This window comes from Flavobacterium bomense (assembly GCF_003970355.1).
This window is the reverse complement of sequence record NZ_RYDJ01000102.1, coordinates 1-1411: the sequence shown is the minus strand read 5'-3', so window position 1 is coordinate 1411 and position 1411 is coordinate 1. Positions and strand designations below refer to the sequence as shown.

The window sequence follows — 1411 nt, the reverse complement described above, 5'->3', positions numbered from 1 at the left end:
ACAAAACCCAATCGAACAAGAAGGAACCTATCCTTTGCCAGAAGCACAAGTCGATCGTTTTATGTTGAAAACCGTGATTGATTATCCAAAAATGGAAGACGAAAGAATGGTGGTTCGTCAAAACCTAAAAGGAAATTACGAAAAAGTAAATCCAGTTGTTTCTGTAGAACAAATTTTACGTGCGCAAGAAGCTGTTCGGGAGGTTTACATGGATGAAAAAATAGAAAAATACATACTGGACATTATATTCGCCACCCGTTATCCAGAGAAATATAAATTGGCCGATTTGAAACCATTAATCAGTTTTGGAGCATCGCCTCGTGGAAGTATTAATTTGGCTAATGCGGCAAAATGTTACGCTTTTATAAAACGTCGTGGTTATGTAATTCCAGAAGACGTTCGCGCCGTGGTTCACGATGTATTACGTCACAGAATTGGAATCACTTACGAAGCCGAAGCCGAAAATATCACTTCAGTTGATATTATCAACAAAATCGTAAACGAGATTGAAGTACCGTAAATCAGATAGCAGATTTCAGATGGCAGTAGTCATCAATCTGAAATCTGCGTTCTGCAATCTGCAACCTGAAGCCTGCAATCTGAAGCAATGGAAACAAAAGACCTCTTAAAAAAAGTAAGAAAAATAGAAATCAAAACCCGAAGATTGAGTGATCATATCTTTTCGGGTGAATATCATACGTCGTTCAAAGGTCGTGGAATGACTTTTAGTGAAGTGCGTCCTTACCAATATGGCGATGATATTCGTGCCATTGACTGGAATGTGACGGCTCGTTACAACGAAGCTCATGTAAAAGTTTTCGAGGAAGAACGCGAATTGACCATGATGTTGATGGTGGATATTTCGGGTTCAGAAAGTTTTGGTTCCAAAAACCAATTCAAGAAAGATATCGTTACCGAAATTGCCGCTACAATGGCATTTTCNGCCACACAAAACAACGACAAGATTGGTTTAATTTTGTTTTCGGACCAAATCGAATTGTACATTCCACCCAAAAAAGGACGTTCGCACGTTTTGAGAATCATTCGAGAATTAATCGAATTCGAACCTAAAAGCCACAAAACTGATATCGCTCAGGCTTTGAAATTCTTGTCGAGCACTCAAAAAAAGAAAGCGATTGTGTTCGTGATTTCCGATTTTATTTCCGAAGATTATGAGCATACTTTGAAAATTGCTTCCAAGAAACACGATATTACCGGTATTCGAGTGTATGATATTCGCGAAGAAAAAATGCCAAATTTAGGAATGGTTTCAATGCTCGATGCCGAAACCGGCGAAATACAATTGATTAATACAGGTTCAAAATCAGTACGAATCAATTATGAAAAATACTATCAAGAGAAGCTGAAATATTTCAAAGAAACATTTAGCAAATCGGGTGCTGGTGTTGTA

General features: G+C 37.9%; 2 protein-coding genes. Both read left to right on the top strand.

What is annotated here, in order from left to right:
- The coding region (locus EKL98_RS15870) for an AAA family ATPase (protein WP_148104438.1) at nucleotides 1–520 on the top strand (520 nt) is incomplete at its 5' end.
- A gap of 87 nt (nucleotides 521–607) precedes the next feature.
- A partial coding sequence (locus EKL98_RS15865) for a DUF58 domain-containing protein (RefSeq protein ID WP_148104437.1) occupies nucleotides 608–1411 on the top strand: 804 nt, incomplete at its 3' end.